Below are 2,892 nucleotides of genomic sequence, written 5' to 3' on the forward strand. Positions count from 1 at the left end.
TCGTCAAGATTAAATTCCGAAACCCCAATTGCGAAAGCAGTTGGGGTTTTGTTTTGCCCGCAGGAAAGTGGGTTGTTTGAATTCTATGCAACGGCTCGGTGCATGGCTATTATTCGGGCCTTATTCCGAGGCGAGACCTGCATGCTGACGTTGTTGAACCTTCTGAAGGATGGGCGATTCCATTCCGGTCAGGCTCTGGGAGTTGCCCTGGGAATTAGTCGAAGTGCAGTGTGGAAGCAGCTTCAACACCTGGAGGCTGAGCTTGGGCTATCCATACATAAAGTCCGGGGGCGAGGCTACCAGTTGGCCTCGCCGCTAGAGTTGCTTGACTCGCTCAAGATAGAGGAAAGTCTTGCCGGCTGGCCTGTGAGTCTCTTCGACTCCATCGACTCTACTAATGCAGAATCGTTGCGCGCCGTTGATCGGGGGCAAATGGCACCCTTTCTGGTGCTGGCTGAGCGACAAGTCTCCGGGCGTGGTCGTAGAGGTCGTAAGTGGGTAAGCCCGTTTGCCGAGAACCTCTATTACAGTCTCGTATTGCGTATTGACGGCGGGATGCGTCAACTTGAAGGGCTAAGTCTTGTTGTCGGTCTCGCGGTCATGCAAACCCTCCGTACGCTTGGGGTGCCAGGTGCAGGGCTGAAGTGGCCCAATGACGTTTTGGCTGGGCGAAAAAAAATCGCCGGGATCTTGCTAGAACTGGTCGGAGACCCGGCAGACGTGTGTCATGTAGTGCTGGGTGTTGGCATTAACGTGAACATGCAAGCTACTGACGAGGTTGATCAGCAGTGGACCTCGATACGGCTCGAGTCGGGAAAAGCCTGTGATCGCAATATTCTGGTGGTTGAGCTGAGCAAGCAGTTGCAGCTTTATTTGCACCGTCATCAGTCAGAAGGTTTTTCTGCGCTTCAGGCGGAGTGGGAAGCGAATCACTTATGGCAGGGACTGCCGGTTTCTCTCACTGCGGGTGTCAACCAGATAGATGGCGTGGTGCTGGGGATCGATAATCAAGGTGCGCTACGGCTGAAGGTGGATGGCGTGGAGAAAGTCTTTAGTGGTGGTGAGCTCAGCTTGAGGTTGCGTGATGATTCTTGAGCTTGATTGCGGAAACAGCTTTATCAAGTGGCGGGTGCTGGATGCCGAGGCGGGTGCCCTGGTTGCGGAAGGGGTGGTTGACTCCGATGAGGCATTGGTCAATAGCCTTCGTTCGCTCGATAAATTGTCTCTCGGCAAATGCCGCCTTGTCAGTGTAAGGACTGAAGAGGAGACCAATTTGCTGATTGGTTTTCTCAAGCGTGAGTTCGATATTCCCGTTGTCTGTGCGACACCTGCTCGCGAAATGTCCGGCGTCAAAAATGGTTACGAAGACTACGAGCGTCTTGGCCTTGATCGTTGGTTGGCGATGCTCGGTAGTTTTCATCTGGCTGGGGGGGCTTGCCTGGTTCTCGATTTTGGGACGGCGGTGACTGCTGATTTCATCTCGTCGGATGGTGAGCACCTTGGAGGCTTCATTGGTCCTGGTATGCCGCTAATGCGCAATCAATTGCGTACGCATACTCGAAAGATTCGCTATGGCGATCTGGCGGCGGAACGAGCGTTGACGAGTCACGCTCCTGGGCGCAATACGGTCGAGGCAGTGGAGCGTGGCTGTTCGTTGATGCTTAGAGGATTCGTATTGACGCAGTTGGAGATGGCGCGTTCCTACTGGGGTGAAAATTTCAGTGTCTTCATCACTGGTGGTGATGCTGAGCTGGTGTCGGATGTCGCACCTGAAGCTCGGGTCGTTTCCGATTTGGTGTTCGTAGGTTTGGCTATGGCGTGTCCTTTATCCTGAGGTTTGTATGCGTTGGTTGTTTCTCCTGCTCCTGGTACTCAATGTGTTTTATTACGTCTGGCATCAGCAGGAGGCCCCATTGCGTGCAAAGGACGTCACGCCTCTCAGTCTTTATCGTGGTTCGCAGCAGGATATCCGTTTGCTGAGCGAAGCCGGTGATGCTTCTCGAGGCGCGAAAACTGATGGACAGTGTCTATATATAGGTGGTTCGGGTCGCTCTGAAACTGCGCAGGCGCTGGAGCAGCGTCTAAATGAGCTTGGAGCGAAACTTCAGCCTTTACCTAAAGACCCTTCCAGCAATGCATATTGGTTCCGAATTACGCCCGAAACCCAGCGTTTCCTGGGCGACGCTCAGTTGCAAAACCTTTCCAAGGAATTCAATGAGTTAAAACACAAAATAATGCTGTGCGAGGGGGTTGCACCTGCTGAATAGTTTGCATAGAATGGCGCCCGCTCCACAGCGAAGACCTGAAGAGGTTGAAGTGGTAGAGCGATGTCAAAGCAGCTAACCTCAGGTTTTTAAATGAGAAAATGCTTGACAAGGGGTTGGCATAGTATAGAATGCCGGCCTGATTAGGAGGGGTTCCCGAGCGGCCAAAGGGATCAGACTGTAAATCTGACGTCTACGACTTCGAAGGTTCGAATCCTTCTCCCTCCACCAGATTTTAGCGTGAGCTGCAGGCTCCGCGGGTATAGTTTAGTGGTAGAACCTCAGCCTTCCAAGCTGATGATGCGGGTTCGATTCCCGCTACCCGCTCCAAGTTTGCAGGTTGTGCAAAGTGTTACGCTCTTGTAGCTCAGTTGGTAGAGCACACCCTTGGTAAGGGTGAGGTCAGCGGTTCAAATCCGCTCAAGAGCTCCATATAACAAGGCAGATATGAAAATATCTGCCTTTGTTTTAATGGCTAGGGTTGTTTGCTTATTTCTTCTGTGAGGGGTGATATCGATGGCTAAGGAAAAATTTGATCGTTCCCTACCGCACGTCAACGTCGGAACTATCGGTCACGTTGACCACGGTAAAACCACTCTGACCGCTGCTCTGACTCGCGTCTGCTCCG

At 52.5% G+C, this 2,892-nt stretch carries 4 protein-coding genes and 3 tRNA genes; all 7 read left to right on the forward strand.

The window, feature by feature from the left end:
* Positions 1–141 precede the first annotated feature (141 nt).
* Positions 142–1,095 (forward strand): bifunctional biotin--[acetyl-CoA-carboxylase] ligase/biotin operon repressor BirA, encoded by a 954-nt coding sequence (gene birA, locus ACW9HX_RS28965; RefSeq protein WP_457383202.1) that lies wholly within the window; start codon positions 142–144, stop codon positions 1,093–1,095.
* Positions 1,085–1,834: a pantothenate kinase gene (locus ACW9HX_RS28970; RefSeq protein WP_457383200.1), complete on the forward strand. Its 750-nt coding sequence runs from the start codon at positions 1,085–1,087 to the stop codon at positions 1,832–1,834. Before birA ends, ACW9HX_RS28970 begins: the two co-directional genes overlap by 11 nt.
* Positions 1,835–1,841: 7 nt before the next feature.
* Complete coding sequence (locus ACW9HX_RS28975; protein WP_457383201.1) at positions 1,842–2,267, forward strand: hypothetical protein; 426 nt, start codon at positions 1,842–1,844, stop codon at positions 2,265–2,267.
* A gap of 143 nt (positions 2,268–2,410) precedes the next feature.
* A tRNA-Tyr gene (locus ACW9HX_RS28980) sits at positions 2,411–2,495 on the forward strand.
* 25 nt (positions 2,496–2,520) lie between these two features.
* Positions 2,521–2,594 (forward strand) — tRNA-Gly (locus ACW9HX_RS28985).
* Positions 2,595–2,620: 26 nt separating this feature from the next.
* Positions 2,621–2,696 (forward strand) — tRNA-Thr (locus tag ACW9HX_RS28990).
* 84 nt (positions 2,697–2,780) lie between these two features.
* A partial coding sequence (locus ACW9HX_RS28995) for a GTP-binding protein (RefSeq protein WP_132579187.1) occupies positions 2,781–2,892 on the forward strand: 112 nt, incomplete at its 3' end.

The organism is Pseudomonas sp. SDO52101_S400 (assembly GCF_054071635.1).

What these genes read in the sequence shown, in the direction of transcription:
- ACW9HX_RS28975 (WP_457383201.1), top strand. Translation starts at nt 1,842, where the DNA reads ATGCGTTGGTTGTTTCTCCTGCTCCTGGTACTCAATGTGTTTTATTAC.
- birA (WP_457383202.1), top strand. Translation starts at nt 142, where the DNA reads ATGCTGACGTTGTTGAACCTTCTGAAGGATGGGCGATTCCATTCCGGT.
- ACW9HX_RS28970 (WP_457383200.1), top strand. Translation starts at nt 1,085, where the DNA reads ATGATTCTTGAGCTTGATTGCGGAAACAGCTTTATCAAGTGGCGGGTG.